The organism is Streptacidiphilus sp. MAP12-33 (assembly GCF_041261265.1).
GTDB lineage: Bacteria > Actinomycetota > Actinomycetes > Streptomycetales > Streptomycetaceae > Streptacidiphilus.
The window spans coordinates 76,425-95,490 of record NZ_JBGCCA010000003.1; the positions used below are offsets into that span (position 1 = coordinate 76,425).

Below are 19,066 nucleotides of genomic sequence, written 5' to 3' on the forward strand. Positions count from 1 at the left end.
CCGGGCTGGGCCGGCTGCCGGGCTCAGGCCCGGTGCACCACCTCGCCGGAGGCGACGGTGAGCAGCACCCGCGCGTCCGCGACCGGGACCACCCCGCCGGACGCGAAGCCGGGGGCGAACAGGTCACGGTCCAGCAGGACCAGGTCCGCCCGGCGGCCGACCTCCACCGCGCCTGCCTGCCCGTCGTGGTTGACGTGCGCGGAGCCCGCCGTGAAGGCGTCCACCGCCGCGTCGAGCGGCAGGCGCTCCCGGGGCAGGAACGGCGCGATCGCCCGGTCGGCCGGGTCGGTGCGGGTGACCGCGACCTCCAGCTGCTCCAGCGGGTTCGCGGTTGTCACCGCCCAGTCGCTGCCCATGGCGAGCCGCGCACCGGCGCGCAGCAGGCCCGCGAACGGGTACTGCAGGCGCGCCCGCTCCTCGCCGAGGAACGGCACGGTGAGCTCGTCCATCTGCGGCTCGCTCTTGGCCCAGTACGCCTGCAGGTTCGCGACCACCCCGAGCTCCGCGAAGCGGGGCAGGTCGACGGGGTGGATCAGTTGCACGTGCGCGATGTGGTGCCGGTGGTCGCCACCGGGTCCGTTGACGCGGCGGGCGGCCGCGACGGCGTCGAGGGCGATGCGGACCGCGCGGTCGCCGATGGCGTGCTGGTGCACCTGGAAGCCGTGCCGGTCCAGGTCCGTCACGGCCGCCCGGAGCAGCTCGGGCTCCACGTAGGTGAGGCCGGAGTTGGTGCTGTGGCCGCCGCAGCCGTCGCAGTAGGGCTCCAGCAGAGCGCCGGTGTGGTTCTCCAGGATGCCGTCCGTCATGATCTTGACGGTGGTCGGCAGGAACCCCGCGCCCAACCCGGCGCGGGGCGAGGTGACGGCCAGGCCCTGCTCGCGGCGGGTCAGCAGGTCGGCGACCTGCTCCAGCCCGCGGTGCCGGTCCCACCACAGCGCGCCGACGACGCGGGCGGTCAGCCGCCCGTCCTCGGCGAGCGCCTGGTAGGCGGCCTGCGTGCCGGGAGTGACCCAGGCGTCCTGCCAGCCGGTGACGCCGAGCGCGTGCAGGTGGGTCTGCGCGGCCAGGATCGCCGCCTCCCACTCGGAGCGGCCCGGCAGCGGGACGTGGTGGTCGTTGAAGGAGTAGGCCGCGCCCTCGTGCAGGGTGCCGGTGGGTTCGCCGGTGGCCGGGTCGCGCTCGATCCTGCCGTCGGCGGGGTCGGGGGTGTGGCGGTCGATCCCGGCCAGCTCCAGCGCGCGGGAGTTGACCCAGGCGCCGTGCACGTCGCGGTTGAAGAGGAACACCGGGCGGTCGGGCACGATCGCGTCCAGGTCCTCCTTGCGGGGTGCGCCGCCGGGGAAGTACTCCATCGCCCAGCCGCCGCCGACGATCCACGGCTCCTCGGGGTGCGCCGCCGCGTAGGAGGCGATCGCGTCGAGGTAGGCCTGGCGGCCTTCGAGGTCGTTGAGCCAGATCCGGAGCAGGTTCCGTCCGGCGAAGGGCGCGTGGATGTGGGCGTCCTGGAAGCCGGGGAGGACGAGCCCGCCGTCGGCGTGGACGCGCTCGGTGCGGGGGCCGGCCAGCTCCAGGACGTCGGCTGTGTCGCCGACGGCGGCGATCCGGCCGTCGCGGACGGCCACGGCCTCGGCGAACCTCCCGGCGCCCAGGCGCACCCGGGCGCCGGTGACCACCAGGTCGGCGGGGCCGATGTGGGCGGAGACGGGGTTGACGGGGAGCTCAACGGGAGTGCGCAAGGTCGAGCACACCTTCCTCTTCGACGACGCGCCGCTCGGCGTCCAGATCGAGCGAGCGGCAGAACAGCAGGTAGACGACGCCGGCCACGGGCAGCCCGACGAACATCGAGTAGTCGCCGCCGCCGAGCGCGGCGGCGGCGGAGCCGGTGAAGGGGGTGGTCACCATGAACGGGACCATCACCACGATCCCGACCAGGTAGGCGAGGTTGCCGCGCCAGCCCCAGCGTCCGTACATCCCCTGCGGGTTGAAGATCTCGCGGATCGAGTACAGGCCGCGCCGGACGAAGAAGTAGTCGACCAGGTTGATCGCGGTCCACGGCGTGAAGAGGTAGCTGAGGAAGATCAGTACGTTGCCGTAGAAGGTGTTGAACCGGTCCACGCCGACGAACTGGGCGATGCCCCAGACCAGGACGAACATCAGGCCGATGCAGAGCGCGCGGATGCGGATGGTCGGCTTGACGGGGGAGAAGCTGTCGCGGATCGAGATCATCGACATCATCCCGCCGTACTGGTTGATGGCCATCACCGAGAGCAGCCCGACCAGCAGCGCGGCGACGACCACCCAGCCGAGCCCGCCGGCCAGGTCGTCGGCGACGTGCTTGAACGCGCCCACGGGCGTCAGCGTCGGATAGGCCGCGGCGGCGACGGCGCCCAGCACGAAGACCCAGACCGCGGAGAGGCCGCTCGGCAGGTAGGTCCACCAGAACGTGGTGCGGACGCCCACCGAGGCGGGCAGGTAGCGGGAGTAGTCCGAGACGTAGGGAGCCCAGCCGAGCTGGAAGCCCGCGACGATGACGAAGACCGTCATGAACGCTCCGGCGTGGAACCCGCCGAGGGTGAAGGCGCCGTGCGGCAGGCCCTTGCTGGTGAGCGCGGCGACGCTGAGCACGACCATGACGGCGACGAGCGGCCAGGTCAGCCAGCGGCTGACGCGGTGGATCCAGTGGTAGCCGAAGAGCGCGAGCAGCGCGGCCACCGAGGCGGCGACGAAGTAGCCGTAGCCCTCGCCGAGGCCGAAGAGCGTGTGCAGCGCGTCGCCGGACAGGATCGCGTCCGAGGTGTTGTACGCGAGGTAGTTGACCAGCGCGAAGACCCAGACCGTGAGGGCCGCGCCGACATAGCCGAACTGCGGCCTGGACTGCACGAGTTGTGGCAGTCCGAGCTGGGGGCCCTGGGCCGAGTGGAAGGCCATGAAGAAGGTGCCGAAGAGCGAGCCGAGGACGGTGGCGATCAGCGTCCACATCAGGCCGGCACCGATGCTGAGCGCGGTGACGCCGGTGGCCATGGCGGTGAGGTTGATGTTGCCGACGAACCAGATCGCGCCGAGGTGGGCGGGGCGGCCGTGGCGTTCCTCGGCGGGGATCCAGTCGATCGAGTGGACCTCGATGGACGCGGTCGGTCCGTCGGCCGGCGGTGTGGGCCCGCCGGCCGGGTCGACGGTCACTCTGGCGGAGGGGACGGTCAAAGGAGCCTCCTGGCAGGAGCGGAGGAGCAGCTTCCGGAGGCACCAGTGTGGGGATAGTCACTCTCCTAGTCAATGGCATCTACTATGGGAGTCGAGATCGGTCGGCCGTTACGATCTCGTGCACACGAGAGCACGCCGGAGCAACCCAGAGCCCGAACGAGAGGAGCCGACCCGATGGCCGCCACGACGCCGCAGCGCAAGCCACGACGGCCGCGCGGCAGTTTGAACCAGCAGGTCATCGTGGCGGCCGCGCTGCGCATCGCCGACCGCGACGGGATCGACGCCCTCACCTTCCCGGCGCTGGGCCGCGAGCTGGAGGCGCACCCCACCGCGATCTACCGGCACTTCCGCGACAAGGACGAGCTGATGCTGGCCCTGGTCGACGCCCTGCACGCGGAGGTCACCGCGGACGGACTGCCGGTCACCGACGACTGGGCCGCGGACCTGCGCGCCGTTGCCACACGCATCCACGACGCGTTCGTCGGCCACGCCCAGGTCGGCCAGATCGTCGCGGCGCGCACCGCCCGCCGTCCGCACGAGTTCGCCGTGGTCGAGCACATCCTCGGCTGCATGCGCAGGGCGGGCCTGGCCGAGCCGGAGGCCGCTCGCTGCTACCGCGTCTTCGCGGACGCGGTGCTCGCCTACTCCAGCATGGAGGCCGCCCTCCACGCCCTCGCCCCGCAGACGCGCCAGGCGGACCTGCTCTCCTGGGAGGTCGACTACCGCCACCTCCCGGCGGCCGAGTACCCGAACCTCGCCGCCACCATCGACCACATCCCCCCGCTGGACTCGCCGGGCAACTTCCCGCTCATGGTCGACCTGCTCATCACCGCGATCCGCGCGCAGGCCGCCGTCTCGTGACGCAGGCCCGGTTCCCGGTCCTGCGGCCCCGGGCCACGGACGAACTCGACGCGCTGGCCGTGCTGCTGCGCCAGGTGCACCTCCACGACGGCTACCCGCGCAACTGGCCCGAGCAGCCCACCGCGCGGCTGTCGCCGTCCGCGCTGCTCGACGCCTGGCGGCCGTGGAGCAGCAGTGGCAGCCGCACCAGCACGTCACGGTCCTGTGCTACGCCGCACCCGGGAGCCTGGCGGACTGCTGAGATCCCTCGCATGCGCGTGGAGTGTCGAGTGGCGGCAGGGGCGGGCGCGGGATTGGATGGGGACCCCGACTCTCTTCCCACCGACGTGGAGAGGAACTGCCTTGCAGGTCATCGGAAACCTCCCCGGCGCCCCGTGCTGGGCGCAGCTGAGCGTCCGCGACATGGACGCGGCCAAGTCCTTCTACAGCGAGCTCTTCGGCTGGACCGCCGAGACCGACCCCAATCCCGACTTCGGCGGCTACACGACCTTCCAGCTGGACGGCAGGCCCGCGGCCGCCGTGGCCCCGCTGATGAACCCCCAGCAGCCGGTGATGTGGCTGCTCTCCTTCGCCACCCCCGGCGTCGCCATCGAGGCGGCCACCGAGAAGGCCAAGGGCGCCGGCGCGCAGGTGTGGATGGAGCCGATGGACGTCGCCGACCTGGGTCGCTGGGCCCTGCTCAGCGACCCGACCGGGGCGCCCTTCGCGCTGTGGCAGACCGGGAAGTTCAGCGGCTTCGGCGTGGCCGAGGTGCCCAACTCCCTGGGCTGGATCGACCTGTCGACCCGCGACGTGGCCGCCGCTGTCGCCTTCTACAAGGACGCCCTCGGCTGGCGGGTCTGGCCGGACGACGACTACCCGATGGTCGGCCTCGCGGACACCATGTTCGGCGGCGTGATGGCCATGGGCGACCAGTTCCCGCCCGAGGTCCCCTCGCACTGGAACCCGTTCTTCCTGGTCGCCGACGTGGACGCGACCGCCGCCAAGGCGGGGTCGCTGGGTGGCGAGGTCCTGCACGGGCCGGTGGACGTGGAGATGGAGAACGGGCCGAGGATCGCCGTCGTCCGCGACCCGCAGGGCGCCACCTTCGGCGTCTTCGCCCCGCGCGCGAGCTGACCACGGCCGCTGCCTCCTGCCGGAAGCGTGCGGCCTGAAGCGTGGCACCCGAAGCACTCCCCGGACGAACAGTCGCCCGGGGAGCGTCGGCTGAGCCGTCAGTGAACACACGTGCGGCGGCTGGCCCGGCCACGCAGGCTGGGGGCATGGACGTGATCGAGGTACTGCCAGGACTGCGTATGCTCCGTTTCCCGGTCGGTTCGGCCTATCTGTGGCGGGACGGCTCGGAGGTGACGCTGATCGACACCGGCACGGCGGACTGCGCCGCACAGATCGAAGAAGCACTGGACGGTGAGCTGCGGCGGATCGTGCTGACCCACTGGCACGAGGACCATACGGGATCCGCCGCCGAACTCGCCGACCGGCATGGCGCGCAGGTGGTGGCCCATCGGCTGGAGGCGCCGGTGATCCAGGGGCGGACGGCCGGGGCGCCGCCCGTGCTGGAGGAGTTCGAGGTGGCGATCAGGGCGGCGCTCCCGCCTCTGCCGGCGGCTCCGCCCTGCCGGGTGGACCGGGAGGTGGAGGACGGCGATCTGCTGGAGTTCGGCGGCGGGGCCGTGGTGGTCGCCGTGCCCGGGCACACGGACGGGTCGATCGCGCTCCATCTGCCCGGGCCGAAGGTGCTGTTCACCGGGGACGCGGTGGCCAACGTGGGCCGGACCATGATGGGCGTCTTCAACACCGACCGCGTCCGGGCCGTCGACTCGCTGCATCGGCTTGCCGGGCTGGAGGTCGAGACGGCGGTCTTCGGGCACGGCGAACCGGTCACCCGTGGCGCGTCGGCCGCGCTGCGGCAGGCGGCCGCGGCAACCGTGCGGTGAAGCCGGCCCCGCCTTGCCGGCGCGAGCTCTGCGCGACCCGGTGACTCAGAGGTAGCGCTCGGCGCCCGGTTCCAGGGTGAACTCGGCATCGTCGTGGTCGTAGTCGAACAGCTCCCCGTAGCGGCCCCAGTCGATGGCCGTCTCCAACTGGTTGCGGGCCTGCTCGGCGGAGAAGCCGCGGCGCAGCAGGTCGAGGAAGAGCGCCTCGCGCACGGTGTGGTTCGGCGTGGTGGCGAGGGTCTGCACGATCGCGCGGATCAGCGGGGCGTGGGCGGCCGCGTGGTGGGCGAAGAGCTGCTTGCTGGTCAGGATGTCCGCGGCGCTGAACTCGCGGCCGTCCTCGGTGATCTCCAACTGGGCGGCGCGGGTGCGGGCGAGGCCCAGCAGGACGCCCGCGTCGACCAGCGGCAGCAGGTCGTCGATCTCGAAGTTGAGCTCGTCGGCCAGCTCGGCCAGGCCCTCCTGGCCGCCCAGGCCGACCAGAACCTCCAGCAGACCGGCCAGGCCGCCGACGCTGACGTCCGGCAACGGGGTGTTGATCGGCGTCGCCGCCCGGGTTTCGCGGCCGGCGGGGCCGGTCTCCGCCGAGGCCGACGGTTCCTCGCGGCCGGTGAGGTGGCCGTAGACGGTGTCGACGATCGCCTCGAACCGGGCGTCCTGGCGGTTGCGGGGACGGGGCAGGTCGACCGTCAGCTCGGCCATGATCCGGCCGGGGTTGGAGGAGAGGACGAGGATGCGGTCGGCCAGCAGCACGGCCTCCTCGATGTTGTGGGTGACGATGAGGATCGACTTGACCGGCGCCTCGTGCCCCTCCCACAGGCCCACCAGTTCGCCGCGCAGGTTCTCCGCCGTCAGCACGTCCAGCGCGGAGAACGGTTCGTCCATGAAGAGCGCGTCCGGCTCGACGACGATGCCGCGCGCGAAGCCGACCCGCTGCCGCATGCCGCCGGAGAGCTCCTTGGGATACGCGCCCTCGAACCCGTCGAGCCCGATCAGGTCGATCGCCCGCAGCGCCCGCTCCGCGCGCGGCGCCTCCTCCACCCCGCGTGCCTGGAGGCTGAGTTCGACGTTCTGCTGCACCGTCAGCCAGGGCAGCAGCGCGAAGGACTGGAAGACCATCGCCACGCCCGGGTTGGCGCCGTTGAGCAGCTCGCCCCGGTAGGAGACGGTCCCGGCCGACGGCGAGATCAACCCGGCCAGGCAGCGCAGCAGCGTCGACTTGCCGGAGCCGGACTTGCCGAGCAGGGCGACGATCTCGCCCTCGTGCAGGGTGAGGCTGATGTCGTCCAGGACCGGCAGCGCGCGCCCGTCCGGGGTGGTGAACGTCTTCGTCACGCCATCGGCGGCCACGATCGCGGAGCCCCGGCGGGAGGCGGTGGACGTCATCTGGTGCGCTCCAAGCAGGCGGGGAGGAGGGGATCACAGGGCGATCACAGGGCGTAGCGAGTCTCGGCGAGGCGGTAGAGGCGGCGCCAGAACAGGCGGTTGACGGCCACGACGTACAGGCTCATCACGCTGATGCCGACCAGGATCTCGGGGAAGTCGCCCGTCGCCGTCGCATGGGTGATGTAGGCGCCGAGGCCGGTGGCCGTCAGGTGGTGGTCGCCGTAGCTGACGACCTCGGCGACGATGGAGGCGTTCCAGGCGCCCCCGGCCGCGGTGATGCCGCCGGTGACGTAGGACGGGAAGATCGCGGGGAGGATGAACGCGCGCCACTTCAGCCGGCCGCCCACACCGAAGCTGGTCATCGCCTCGCGCAGGTCAGACGGGACGGCCTGGGCGCCCGCGATGACGTTGAACAGGATGTACCACTGCGCGCCGAGCGCCATCAGCAGGATCGCGCCCACGTTGAGCGAGATGCCGAGCGTGACGAACGCGGCGGTGGCGAAGGGGAAGAGGAAGTTCGCCGGGAAGCTCGCCAGCACCTGGACCACGGGCTGGGCGAACCGGATGACCTTGGGGTTCATCCCGATCCAGACCCCGATCGGCACCCAGACCACCGTCGCCACGGCCAGCAGGACCACCACGCGCCCGAAGGTGACCGCACCGAGCCAGAGCGCGTGCCAGAACTCGCCGAGACCGACGGTCGCGTTCACGTAGTCGAGGGCCCGCCACAGCCCGAGGGCCACCAGCACCGTGACCGCGCCTGCGAAGAACACGTCCCCGGTGCGCTCCCGCACCGCCGGTCGGGTGAGCGGGTGCTCGGCGGTCCCGAACGGCCGGGTGATCCGGTCCAGCGCCCTGCCGACGGGCCGCAGCGGCCTGCTGACCAGATGGGGCACCTGGGAGCGGCGCAGGAAGTCCAGCACGAGGCTGCGCGGCCGCTCGGCCGCCTCGGACTCCTCGACCCGGAACCTCTCGGACCAGGCGGTCATCGGCCGCCAGAACAGCACGTTGACGCCGATCACCATGACGACCATCACGCCGATGGCGATCCCCACCTGGCCCAGGTTGCCGTCGGCGATGGCGGCCGCGGCGTAGGAGCCGATGCCGGGCAGGGCGTAGGTGTGGTTCAGGACGCTGATGGACTCCGACGCCGCCAGGAAGAACCAGGCGCCGCCGAAGCTCATCATGCCGTTCCAGACCAGCGGGATCATGCCGCTGGGCACGTCGAGGCGCCAGAACCGCTGCCACTTCGTCAGCCGCATGATGCGGGCGGCCTCGTCGAGCTCGCGCGGCTGGGACATGAGCGCGTAGTAGAAGGCGAAGGTCATGTTCCAGGCCATCGCGGTGAAGATAGCGAAGATCGACGCGCACTCGAGGCCGAGCTCGGAACCGGGAAAGAGGTTGATGAAGGCCGTCACCGTGACGGAGAGGAAGCCGAGCACCGGCACTGACTGGAGGATGTCCAGGATCGGCAGCAGGACCTTCTCGGCGCGCCGCAGCCGGGCGGCGGCGGTCGCGTAGACGAAGGTGAAGGCGACGGAGGCGATCAGCGCCACGAACATGCGCAGCAGCGAGCGCACGGCGTACATCGGCAGGTTCGCCGGGTCCGTGGACACCGCCTGCGGCGCGGTCTCCGGCAGGAACGGCGCGTTCAGGCTCGGCGCCAGCCGCAGCAGCCCGTACAGCAGCGCGACCAGCGCCGCGACCACCACGACGTCCACCCACCGCAGCGCGGGCCGTCGCCAGACCCCCCGCGTGGGGAAACCGTCCCACCGCGACACCCGTCCGCCTCCTCGTCGACCTGCGTCCGGGCAACAGGACACCACGGGGGTGGCCTCTGTCCCGCGGCGACACGACGCGGGCCAACCGGAAGGCGTACCTGCTGCGCGGGACCTTCGCCTCATGCGGGCCCGGCCGGGCTGAAAGTAACTTTCAAGGCATGAGCCCGAAAGCGCCGCAAACTGCCGCAGCCTCCGTGCCCTCCGTGCCCTCCGTGCCCCCCGCGCCGGAGGCGCTGGAGGCGCGGGCGCGGGCCGTCGAGCCGCAGCTGACGGAGGCTATGGCCGCCGTGGTCGCGCTGGTCGTCGGTGACCCCGCCGACTGCGCCGGGCTGACCGTCGGCGCGCTCGCCGCGCGGGCCGGGACCAGCGAGGCCACCGTCGTGCGGACCGCCCGCCTGCTCGGGTACCCCGGCTACCGCGCGCTGCGACTCGCCCTGGCCGGGCTCGCGGCCCGCAGGGCCGCGTCCGCGCCCGCCCTGACCGGCGACATCGCCGTCGACGACCCGATCGCCGACGTGATCGCCAAGCTGGCGCACGAGGAGCGGCAGTCGCTCGCCGACACGGCCGCGCAGCTCTCGCCGCAGGCGCTGGCCGCCGCTGTCGACTCGGTCGCGGAGGCCCGGCGGGTCGAGATCTTCGGGGTCGGCGCCTCCGGGCTGGTCGGGCAGGACCTGATGCAGAAGCTGCTGCGGATCGGCCTGGTGGCCGGCGCCGCGGCCGACCCGCACCTGGCGATGACCGCGGCCGTGCACCTGCGGCCCGGTGATGTGGCCGTCGCCGTCACCAACAGCGGTGAGACCCGCGAGGTCCTGGAACCGCTGCGCCGCGCCCGCGAGGCCGGTGCGACGACGGTCGTCCTCACCAGCCGCCCCGGCTCGCGTGCGGCCCGGCTCGCCGACCGGCTGCTGCTGAGCAGCGCCGGCCGCGAGATGGAGCTGCGCCCCGCCGCGATGGCCTCGCGCAGCTCGCAGCTGCTCGTCGTCGACTGCCTGTGCATCGGCGTCGTCCAGCGCCGCTACACCAGCGCGCAGCCCGCCCTCGCGGCCACCTACCGGGCCCTCGTCCCCCGCCGCAGCGCCCCCGGCGCCCGCACCTCCACGCCGGGCTCCGGCACGTCCGGCTCCGCCGCGCCGAGCTCGAGCGCAGCGGGCGCTGTCGTGCCGGTAGCCGCCGCGCGGGCGGCCGCCGCGCGGCCCGGTACCGAGATCCCCACCCCCACCCCCTCGACGAAGAGGAGCTGACCCACCGTGAGCAGCACCGCAAGCCCTGCCCCCGCCGCCCCCTACGCCGAGCTGCAGCGTCAGCTGGAGCAGTTGGCCACCGGGGCGCACCGGCCCGAGCTCGGGGAGATCGACCGGCTCGACACGCTGCGCATCGCCGAGCTGATGAACGCCGAGGACCGCAGCGTCCCCGAGGCCGTCGCCGCGCAGTTGCCCGCGATCGCCGCCGCGATCGACGGGGTGGCCGCGCGGATGGCGCGGGGTGGGCGACTGATCTACGCGGGAGCCGGAACGGCCGGACGGATGGGCGTGCTGGACGCCAGCGAGTGCCCGCCGACCTTCAACTCCGCGCCAGGCCAGGTGGTCGGCCTGATCGCGGGTGGTGCCTCGGCGATGGTCACCGCCGTCGAGGGAGCCGAGGACAGCCGCGAGCTGGCCGCCGCCGACCTGGACGCGCTGGGTCTGACCGGGAACGACACCGTCGTCGGCATCAGCGCCTCCGGCCGTACGCCCTACGCCGTCGCCGCTGTCGACCTCGCCCGTGCGCGCGGCGCGCTGACCGTCGGGCTCTCCTGCAACGCGGGCTCCGCGCTCGCGGCCGCCGCCGAGCACGGGATCGAGGTCGTCGTCGGCCCCGAACTGCTCACCGGTTCGACCCGGCTGAAGGCCGGGACCGCGCAGAAGCTCGTGCTCAACATGATCTCGACGATCACCATGATCCGCCTGGGCAAGACCTACGGGAACCTGATGGTCGACGTCCGCGCCAGCAACGAGAAGCTGCGCGCCCGTTGCCGCCGCATCGTCGCCCTCGCCACCGGCGCCGAGGGCGCGGTCATCGAGGACGCCCTCGCCGCGACCGGCGGCGAGGTCAAGAACGCGATCCTGGTCGTCCTCGGCCAGGTCGACGCCCCCACCGCCGCCCGCCTGCTCGCCGAGCACCACGGCCGGCTCCGCGACGCGCTGCTCGACGCCGCGTAGCGCGCCTCACTCCCCCGTCCGGAACCCCTTCGCAGAAGGCCAGCACCATGTCTGACGACAAGAACCGCGCCACCGCCGCCGCGATCCTCCCGCTCGTCGGAGGAGCCGACAACGTCACCTCCGTCGCCCACTGCATGACCCGCCTCCGGCTGGGTCTGCGCGACCGGTCGCTCGTCGACGACACCGCGCTCAAGGCCGTCCCGGCCGTCATGGGCGTCGTCGAGGACGACACGTACCAGATCGTGCTCGGTCCCGGCACGGTGGCGCGGGTGACGCCGGAGTTCGAGCGGCTGGTCGCCGAGGACGGGACGGGCAGGACGGGCAGGACGGGCGGGACGGGCGGGACGGGCGGGACGGGCGGGACTGCGGATGAGCAGCACCACACGCTCACCGCGGACGAGCTGGCCACCCAGGGCGCGGCCCTGCGCGCCGCGCAGAAGGAGCGGAACGCCACCCCGGTCAAGCTGCTGCTGCGCCGGATCGCGAACATCTTCGTCCCCCTGATCCCGGCCCTGATCGGAGCGGGCATCATCGCGGGCATCAACGGACTGCTCGTCAACCTGCACTGGCTTCCCGCGATCAGCCCGGCGCTGGCCTCGATCGCCTCCGGGTTCATGTCGCTGATCGCCGTCTTCGTCGGCTACAACACCGCCAAGGAGTTCGGCGGCACACCGATCCTCGGCGGCGCGGCGGCGGCCGTGATCGTCTACGCCGGCGTCGCGAACGTCTCCGTCTTCGGCGAGAAGCTCGCGCCGGGGCAGGGCGGCGTCCTCGGCGCGCTCGCGGCGGCCGCACTGGCGGTGTGGATCGAGAAGCAGTGCCGCAGGTTCGTGCCCGAGGCGCTGGACGTCCTGGTCACACCCACGATCACGCTGCTGGTCACCGGTCTGGTCACGCTCTTCGGCCTGATGTTCCTCGCCGGTGAGGTCTCCACCGGGATCGGCACCGGCGCCACCTGGCTGCTGGCGCACGGCGGCGCCTTCGCGGGCCTGATCCTCGGCGGGCTGTTCCTGCCGCTCGTCATGCTGGGCCTGCACCAGGCGCTGATCCCGATCCACACCACGCTGATCGAGCAGCAGGGCTACACCGTGCTGCTGCCCATCCTCGCCATGGCGGGCGCCGGCCAGGTCGGCTGCGCGATCGCGGTCTACCTGCGGGCGCGCCGGAACGCGACGCTGCGCGCCACCATCAAGTCCGCGCTCCCGGCCGGGTTCCTGGGCGTCGGCGAGCCGCTGATCTACGGCGTCTCCCTGCCGCTGGGCCGCCCGTTCGTCACGGCCTGCATCGGCGGCGCGGCGGGCGGCGCGTTCGTCGGCCTGTTCAACATGCTGGGCACGGCGGTGGGGTCCACCGCGATCGGCCCCTCGGGCTGGGCGCTCTTCCCGCTGCTCAAGGGCGACCAGAACCTCGGCGCGACCATCCTCGTCTACGCGGGTGGGCTGCTGGTCGGCTACCTGGTCGGCTTCCTGGCGACGTACTTCTTCGGCTTCACCAGGTCGATGCTCGCCGAGCTGAACACGGACGAGCCGGAGACCGCCGAGGCACCCGCCCCGAGGCTGACCGCCGTCGAGCGCACCGAGGAGGCCCAGGACAGCGAGCGGATCCCCTCCGCCGCCTGACCGGCCACCGGTCGACCATCCAGCACCCAGCACCGAGCGCCCAGCACCCAGCACCGAGCGCCGCCCACGCCTGCCGGGCGGCGCTCAGCGCAGCACGATCGGGTTGGTCAGCGCCGCCATCCCACCGTCGGGGTGCCGGACCTCGACGCGGACGAAGAGCGATTCGCGGGCGGAGGTGGTCCACCGCGCCTCGAGGCCCGCGCGATGGACCTTGCCCCGCTCCGTGTGGAACCGGACGCTGCCGTCCTCGACGCCGGAGACCCTGACGCGCACCGTGACGGGGGAGCCGCCGGTGTCGAGCGTCTCGCCGACGCCCGCCGTGCGGCCCGCCGCCTCCGCCGTGAAGTCCAGCTGGACCGCCGCCGACTCCGCGATCCAACTGCGCCCGGCGCGCAGCCCGTCGAGGAGGGCGGGGGTGGTCGGCGACGCGGCGTGGACGACCGTCTGCGGCGTTCCGAGCTGGCCGGGCAGGTGTGCGTCGCTGTTGCCCATGGCGGGCTGCCAACGGCCGGTGGCCAGGAGGTCGCCGGCGATCCGTCGGCCCCACTCGGCGAGGGCCGCCTCGTTGTCGGCGTTCCAGGGCAGGTCGGAGCTCCATCGCCCGTTCCACACCTCGACCACGTCGAGGCATTCCAGGGGGAACATGAAGTCCCCGGAGGGATAAGGCGCGTGGGGGTGCGCGGCGACGCAGAGCCCGCCGCCCCGGCGGACGGCGGCCACGTGACGCGCGAGCGCGCCGTCCCGCACGCCGTAGTCCCAGTCGACCACCTCACCCGCCTCGATGCCGAGGGCGAGCCAGTGCCCGGTGCGCGTGGTCACCTCCTCGCCCGTGACGACGAGCAGGCCCGCCGCCCGAGCAGCGCTCCATTCGCCGTGCGCGGCAGCGGTGTTGTGCTCCGTCGTGGCGAGGAAGTCGAGCCCGGCGGCGAGCGCCTCGGCCGTGAGTTGGTCAGGCGTCAGCTCGCCGTCGGAGTAAACCGAGTGGACGTGGCAGTCGCCCCGGTACCAGCCGGCCCCGCCCATCGTGCCCCACCCCTCGCCGCGTCCGCACCCGTCGGACAGGGAACGTGCGGATCGGGGGCGCAGGTTCCGCGCCCTTCGCTACGGTGGTGCTGACAGGGACACGAAGGGGGAGCGGTGGACGAGGAGTTGGTGACGCTCGCGTCACTGGCCGCCACGACGGTGGTGAAGGCGGCGGCCGGGGATCTGTGGGGTAGGGCCAAGGAGCTGGCGGGCCGGGTCCTGCGGCGCCCCGGTGCGGAGGGGGAGATCGAGCCGATCCGGGCCGAGCTCGTCGCGGCCGGGGAGAGCGGCGACAAGGAGGTGGGGCTCCGGGTGGCACAGGAGTTGACCGAGCGGTTCCAACAGGCGCTGCTGGCCGACCGGGCGGTCGTCGAGGTGCTGCTGCGTGAACTGGCCGCGCTCCGCGAGACGGCCGGGACGACCGTCACGATGACGGTGAACGGCGATCCGGCCACCGTGGTGCAGGCGAACCAGCTGACCGGTCTCGTCATCAACCACGCACCCCGTCCGTCCACCGGCTGACGGGCCCGCCCCGGCGGCCCGTCAGCCGGCCAGCTCCGTCGTCAGCGTCGCCAGCACGGCGTCCGCCGACTCGCCGACCACGAAGAAGTGCCCACCGGGGTAGGTGTGGTGGGTCGCCGGACCCGTGCTGACCCGGGTCCAGCGGGCCAGGTCCTGCGGCGTGTAGTGGTCCTTGGCGCCGCCGAGGACGGTGAGCGGGCAGTCCAGGAGCGGGCTGGTGGGCGGGTCCGCGTAGAAGGCGTCGCACAGGGTGTAGTCCGCGCGCAGCACCGGCAGGATCAGGTCGAGCAGCTCCCGGTGGTCGAGCACCGCCTCCGGTGTGCCGCCCATCTCCCGCAGGTCGGCGACGATCTCCTCGTCGCTCCAGGTGCCGCGCCCCGCCTTCGGCGGCTCGGTGCCGGGACCGCCGGCGCCGCTGAGCAGCAGCCGGACGGGCGCCGGAGCGCCGAGGCGGGCGGAGGCCAGGGCGACGCCGTAGGCCAGCAGCGCGCCCATGCTGTGGCCGAACAGCGCGTACGGCTGGTCGAAGACCGGGCGCAGCGCGGTGTGCAGCCGTGCGACGGCGGTGGGGTAGTCCTCGATCAGCGCCTCCCGGTAGCGGTCCTCCCGTCCCGGCAGGCGGACGGCGAGCAACTCGACGTCCTGCGGCAGTCGGGCCGCCCACGGCCGGTAGAAGTTGGTGCCGGCGCCCGACGGCGGGAAGCAGACCAGCCGCAGCCGGGCCGCCGGGCGCGGGGTGAGCGTGGTCAGCCAGGGGTTCGCGTTGTGAGCGGTTCCGTACGGGGTGGACATCGGTTGCTGCGTCCTCGGGTCGTGGCGGGCAGGGAACCACAGAGATCATGCCGCAACGCGACCGTCCGGCGTCGGCGGCAGTGCGGCGCACCTCACCGGTGAGGGGCACCGGTGAAGCGCATCGGTGAAGGGCACCGGTGAAGGGCATCGGCGAAGCGCCAGGCAAACGTCAGGCGTACGTCATGGTCGTGGCAGACGTGACACCCGAGGATCGGAGCGTCGGGAGTTCGTACGAGCGGCGGCCCTGCGGGCCCGACGAGTGGCCGTGCCGACGTGAACGGGGGTGGGCACGGCCGCGACCGTGACGCAGGCCGGGGCGCACGCGGCTGACCGCCCGCGCGCCCCGGTCCGCCCGACGGTCGGACGGCGCGGTTCCGCGTCAGGTGACGCGTCGTGTGACGCGTCAGAGGGAGGAAGGGAAGAGGGGGGTGGACGGGCCTTGATCTCGGGGATGGCCGCCATGGGACCCGTACCGGGTCACCTGCCGCCGATCGTCTTCCTCGGCGGCCCCGACGACGGTGCGGCGATGCGGTATCCCTGCCGCCCGCACGAGCAGCTGCCCGGCGTGATCCGGCTCCGGCCGGGCATTGGGTCCGTCTACCGCCGTGGCGCCGAGGGCCCGAGCGGGGTCGAGTACCACTGGCCGGAGGAGACGTCCACCGTTCGGAGCGGTTGACGCGTGTTCACCGATCCGGGTTAGCATGGCGCCCCTCGGCCCGTGATCATGGCGCGACCGGATCAGCCCGCCGCGCACCGGGCCGCCCACGGGGGGACGAGGTCGGTGGCGGAATTCGGCGGCCTGTTGCGCGAGGCCCGGCTCAGGTCCGGATTCACGCAGGAGGAACTGGCAGAGCGCTCCGGCGTGTCCGCCCACACGATCAACGTCCTGGAAGCCGGCCACCGCCGCCCCAGACTTTCGTCCGTGAGCCGCCTGGCCGGGGCCCTGGACCTCGACGAGGCCGGCCGCGCCCGGCTGCTCGCCGCCGCGGCGCGCCCGTCCGGCGACGCCGAGCGCCCGTCCGACGGCGCCCGGCAGGCGCAGGCGCCGTCGTGGCAGACCCAGCCGCGCGACCCGCAGCAGGACCGCGCCGTGTGCCAGCTGCCCCCCGACACCCGGCTGTTCACCGGCCGGACCGCGGAGGTCACGCAGTTGCTCGCGCTCGGCAGCCCGGATCGGGGCGCCGACTCCGCGCGGACCGTGATGATCTCCGCCGTCGACGGGATGGGCGGGATCGGCAAGTCCGCCCTGACGGTCCATGTCGCGCACCGCCTGCGGCCGGACTTCCCCGACGGCCAGCTCTTCGTCGACCTCCAGGGCCACACGCCAGGGACCACGCCGCTGCTCCCCGTCGAGGCGCTCGGCCAGCTGCTGCGCTCGCTGGGCACCGCCCCCGAGCAGATCCCGCAGGAGCTCGCCGCCCGTGCGGCCCTCTACCGTGACCGGCTGGCGGGTCGGCGGGTCCTCGTCCTGCTGGACAACGCCACCAGCACCGCGCAGGTCCGCCCGCTGCTGCCGGGCGGCCCCGGCTGCCTGGTCCTGGTCACCAGCCGCAGGCGGCTGACCGGACTGGACGACGCGCACAGCCTCGCGCTCGACACGCTCTCCGACGACGAAGCCCTCGCGCTGCTGCGCGAGGCGACCGGGCCGGGCCGCGCGGCCGACGCCGAGGACCCCGACGCGCTGCGTGAACTGGTCGCGCTCTGCGGGCACCTGCCCTTGGCGCTGCGCATCTCGGCGGCGCGGCTGCGGCACCGTCCCGTGCTCTCGGTCGCCGATCTCGTCGAGGAGCTGCGGGACGAGCGTCACCGGCTGGACCGGCTCGAGGACGAGGACCGCACGGTCGCCAGCGTCTTCGACACCTCCTACGGCGCCCTCCCGGAACCGGAGCAGCGGCTGTTCCGGCTGCTGGCACTGATCCCCGGCCCCGACTTCGACGCAGCCTCGGTGGCCAACCTGCTCGGCACGGACCTGCGCGGCGCGGAGCGGTTGCTGGAGTCACTGCTCGACCACCACCTGCTGTCCCAACGCGTGGCCCAGCGCTACCACTTCCACGACCTGGTCCGCCTGCACGCCCGCCGGCTGCGGCGGGACGCGGGCCGGACGCACGAGGACGAGGCGGCGCTGGAGCGCCTGCTCGACCACTACCAGTACACGATGCGGCAGGCGAACCTCCGGCTGCCGCGATCAGCCCTCTTCGCCCGCGCGGTCACCGACGTGGACGCCGACGCGAGCGCGGTGCCGGGTGTCGTGGTCCCGCTGCCCGACCGGGCGGCCGCGCTGCGGTGGCTCCGGACCGAACGCGACAACCTGGTCGCGTTGTTGGCCGCACCCGGCGACGACGCGCCCGCGCCCGTGTTCGCGCCCGCGCCCGTGTCCGCGCCCGGGCGCGAGCCCGCCAGGCCCGACCGGACCGTCGCGCTGACCTCGGCCCTGGCGCCGTTCCTCCAGCTGGACGGCGCCTGGGCCGAGGCGGCCGACCTGCACGCGGCAGCGGCTTCGGCCGCGCGCGAGCAGGGTGACGCGCGCGGAGAGGCTGCCGCGCTGGGCGACCTGGGCCGGGTCCGGCACGCCCTGGGCGAGTACCCCGCGTCCATCGAGGCGCACCGGCGGGCGCTCGGCCTGCTCACCGAGCTCGGGGACCGGCGCGGGCAGGCCGAGGCCCGCTGGGACCTGGGCCGCTCCGAGTACGTGACCGGCAACTACGTCGTCTCCGCCGAGCTGCTCGAACGCAGCCTCACGGGCTTCCAGGAGATCGCCGACCGGCACGGCGAGGCGGGCGTCCTGAACGACCTGGGCCGGGTCCGGCTGCTGACGGGCGACTACCCCGAGGCGGCGGCACTGCAGGAGCGCGCGGTCGCGATGTACCAGGAGTCCGACGACCGCCACGGCGAGGCGGCGGCCCTGCGTGATCTGGGCCGAGCCCGCTACTCCAACGGTGACCCCGACGCCGGCCTCGACCTGCTGACCCGGGCGCTGGACGCGCACCGGTCGGTCGGCAACCGGCTGGGCGAGGCCAGCACCCTGCACGATCTGGGCCATCTGCTGCACGAGACCGGGAGCTTCGCGGCCGCGGTGGAGCGGTACGAGCAGGCACTGGTCATGTTCCGCGACCTGGGCAACCGCCAGGGCGAGGCGAACGCGCTCTGGAACCTGGGCCGTTCGCGGAACCGTCGCGGCGACTACCCGGCGGCGGTCGCGCTGTTCCAGCAGGCGCGGGTCATCTACAAGGCGATCGGTAGCCGCCAGGGGGAGGCGGCCACCCTGCGGGAGGAGGGCCACACGCTGCACCTGACCGGCGAGTTGGTGACGTCGGCGCGTCTGTTCGCGCAGTCGCGGGAGATCTACCGGGCGATCGGCAACCGTCCGGGTGAGGCGGTCGTGCTCACGCGGATGGGCGCCCTGGCCGTCGACGCGGAGGGACCGGCCGCGGCGGACGCCTACTACCAGGAGGCGCTCCTGCTGGCCCGAGAGTGCCGCAGCCCCATGGAGGAGGCCTACGCCTTGGAGGGCTCCGCCCGCTGCGCCGAGGCGACAGGCGACCATCCGCGGGCCCTACGGGAGTTGGAACAGGCCGCCACCCTCTACGACCGCCTCGGCGCCCCGGAGGCCGCCGCCGCCAGGGCCCTGCTCGCCACCTGGTCCTCCGCCTCGGCATGAGCCGACCCCCGCGCCGTGACCGGCGCGAGGGTTCGGCTGCCGATCAGGTGGCGTCAGCGGGCTCGGGGCCGGGCGGAGTTTCTTCGCT

Annotated in this window: 15 protein-coding genes; 9 read left to right on the forward strand and 6 right to left on the reverse strand. The window is 73.4% G+C overall.

Annotated elements, in window-relative coordinates:
* Nucleotides 1-23: 23 nt before the first annotated feature.
* Nucleotides 24-1,736: an amidohydrolase gene (locus ABH931_RS04775; protein WP_370110186.1), complete on the reverse strand. Its 1,713-nt coding sequence runs from the start codon at nucleotides 1,734-1,736 to the stop codon at nucleotides 24-26.
* Nucleotides 1,720-3,201 carry a cytosine permease gene (locus tag ABH931_RS04780; protein ID WP_370110188.1) on the reverse strand — a complete coding sequence of 494 codons (1,482 nt, stop codon included), beginning with the start codon at nucleotides 3,199-3,201 and terminating at the stop codon, nucleotides 1,720-1,722. The genes ABH931_RS04775 and ABH931_RS04780 overlap by 17 nt, the downstream gene beginning before the upstream one ends.
* Nucleotides 3,202-3,375: 174 nt before the next feature.
* Here ABH931_RS04780 and ABH931_RS04785 point away from each other — a divergent pair, with 174 nt between their 5' ends.
* From ABH931_RS04785 to ABH931_RS04795, 3 genes are all read left to right on the forward strand, one after another.
* Nucleotides 3,376-4,062, forward strand: coding sequence for a TetR/AcrR family transcriptional regulator (locus ABH931_RS04785; RefSeq protein ID WP_370110190.1), 687 nt, complete (start codon nucleotides 3,376-3,378; stop codon nucleotides 4,060-4,062).
* A 342-nt stretch (nucleotides 4,063-4,404) separates the two neighbouring features.
* The gene (locus ABH931_RS04790) at nucleotides 4,405-5,178 is read left to right on the forward strand and encodes a VOC family protein (RefSeq protein WP_370110191.1); all 774 of its coding nucleotides are present in this window, start codon (nucleotides 4,405-4,407) and stop codon (nucleotides 5,176-5,178) included.
* A 146-nt stretch (nucleotides 5,179-5,324) separates the two neighbouring features.
* Complete coding sequence (locus ABH931_RS04795) at nucleotides 5,325-5,999, forward strand: MBL fold metallo-hydrolase (RefSeq protein WP_370110193.1); 675 nt, start codon at nucleotides 5,325-5,327, stop codon at nucleotides 5,997-5,999.
* A 45-nt stretch (nucleotides 6,000-6,044) separates the two neighbouring features.
* Here the strand turns inward: ABH931_RS04795 and ABH931_RS04800 are convergent, their stop codons facing one another.
* Together ABH931_RS04800 and ABH931_RS04805 are read right to left on the reverse strand one after the other, a co-directional pair.
* Complete coding sequence (locus ABH931_RS04800) at nucleotides 6,045-7,385, reverse strand: nitrate/sulfonate/bicarbonate ABC transporter ATP-binding protein (RefSeq protein WP_370110195.1); 1,341 nt, start codon at nucleotides 7,383-7,385, stop codon at nucleotides 6,045-6,047.
* 44 nt (nucleotides 7,386-7,429) lie between these two features.
* A complete protein-coding gene (locus tag ABH931_RS04805) occupies nucleotides 7,430-9,166 on the reverse strand; it encodes an ABC transporter permease (protein WP_370110197.1) in 1,737 nt (578 codons plus the stop codon).
* Nucleotides 9,167-9,369: 203 nt separating this feature from the next.
* Here ABH931_RS04805 and ABH931_RS04810 point away from each other — a divergent pair, with 203 nt between their 5' ends.
* The 3 genes from ABH931_RS04810 to ABH931_RS04820 are packed head-to-tail and all read left to right on the forward strand — an operon-like array spanning nucleotide 9,370 to nucleotide 12,983.
* The gene (locus tag ABH931_RS04810) at nucleotides 9,370-10,407 is read left to right on the forward strand and encodes a MurR/RpiR family transcriptional regulator (protein WP_370110199.1); all 1,038 of its coding nucleotides are present in this window, start codon (nucleotides 9,370-9,372) and stop codon (nucleotides 10,405-10,407) included.
* Nucleotides 10,408-10,413: 6 nt separating this feature from the next.
* Complete coding sequence (gene murQ, locus ABH931_RS04815) at nucleotides 10,414-11,364, forward strand: N-acetylmuramic acid 6-phosphate etherase (RefSeq protein ID WP_370110201.1); 951 nt, start codon at nucleotides 10,414-10,416, stop codon at nucleotides 11,362-11,364.
* Between the two features lie 47 nt (nucleotides 11,365-11,411).
* Complete coding sequence (locus tag ABH931_RS04820) at nucleotides 11,412-12,983, forward strand: PTS transporter subunit EIIC (protein ID WP_370110202.1); 1,572 nt, start codon at nucleotides 11,412-11,414, stop codon at nucleotides 12,981-12,983.
* An 84-nt stretch (nucleotides 12,984-13,067) separates the two neighbouring features.
* Here ABH931_RS04820 and ABH931_RS04825 read toward each other — a convergent pair whose 3' ends face one another.
* Nucleotides 13,068-14,006, reverse strand: a complete 939-nt coding sequence (locus tag ABH931_RS04825) for a CehA/McbA family metallohydrolase (RefSeq protein ID WP_370110204.1) — start codon at nucleotides 14,004-14,006, stop codon at nucleotides 13,068-13,070.
* Nucleotides 14,007-14,120: 114 nt separating this feature from the next.
* Here ABH931_RS04825 and ABH931_RS04830 point away from each other — a divergent pair, with 114 nt between their 5' ends.
* Nucleotides 14,121-14,528, forward strand: coding sequence for a hypothetical protein (locus ABH931_RS04830; protein ID WP_370110206.1), 408 nt, complete (start codon nucleotides 14,121-14,123; stop codon nucleotides 14,526-14,528).
* Between the two features lie 21 nt (nucleotides 14,529-14,549).
* Here the strand turns inward: ABH931_RS04830 and ABH931_RS04835 are convergent, their stop codons facing one another.
* A complete protein-coding gene (locus ABH931_RS04835) occupies nucleotides 14,550-15,320 on the reverse strand; it encodes a thioesterase II family protein (RefSeq protein ID WP_370110208.1) in 771 nt (256 codons plus the stop codon).
* 460 nt (nucleotides 15,321-15,780) lie between these two features.
* On the opposite strand from ABH931_RS04835, the gene ABH931_RS04840 reads away from it, so the two are divergent.
* Together ABH931_RS04840 and ABH931_RS04845 are read left to right on the forward strand one after the other, a co-directional pair.
* Nucleotides 15,781-15,996: a hypothetical protein gene (locus ABH931_RS04840; protein WP_370110210.1), complete on the forward strand. Its 216-nt coding sequence runs from the start codon at nucleotides 15,781-15,783 to the stop codon at nucleotides 15,994-15,996.
* A 48-nt stretch (nucleotides 15,997-16,044) separates the two neighbouring features.
* Entirely contained in the window at nucleotides 16,045-18,978 is a 2,934-nt protein-coding gene (locus ABH931_RS04845) for a tetratricopeptide repeat protein (RefSeq protein ID WP_370110212.1), read from the forward strand.
* Nucleotides 18,979-19,066: the final 88 nt, after the last annotated feature.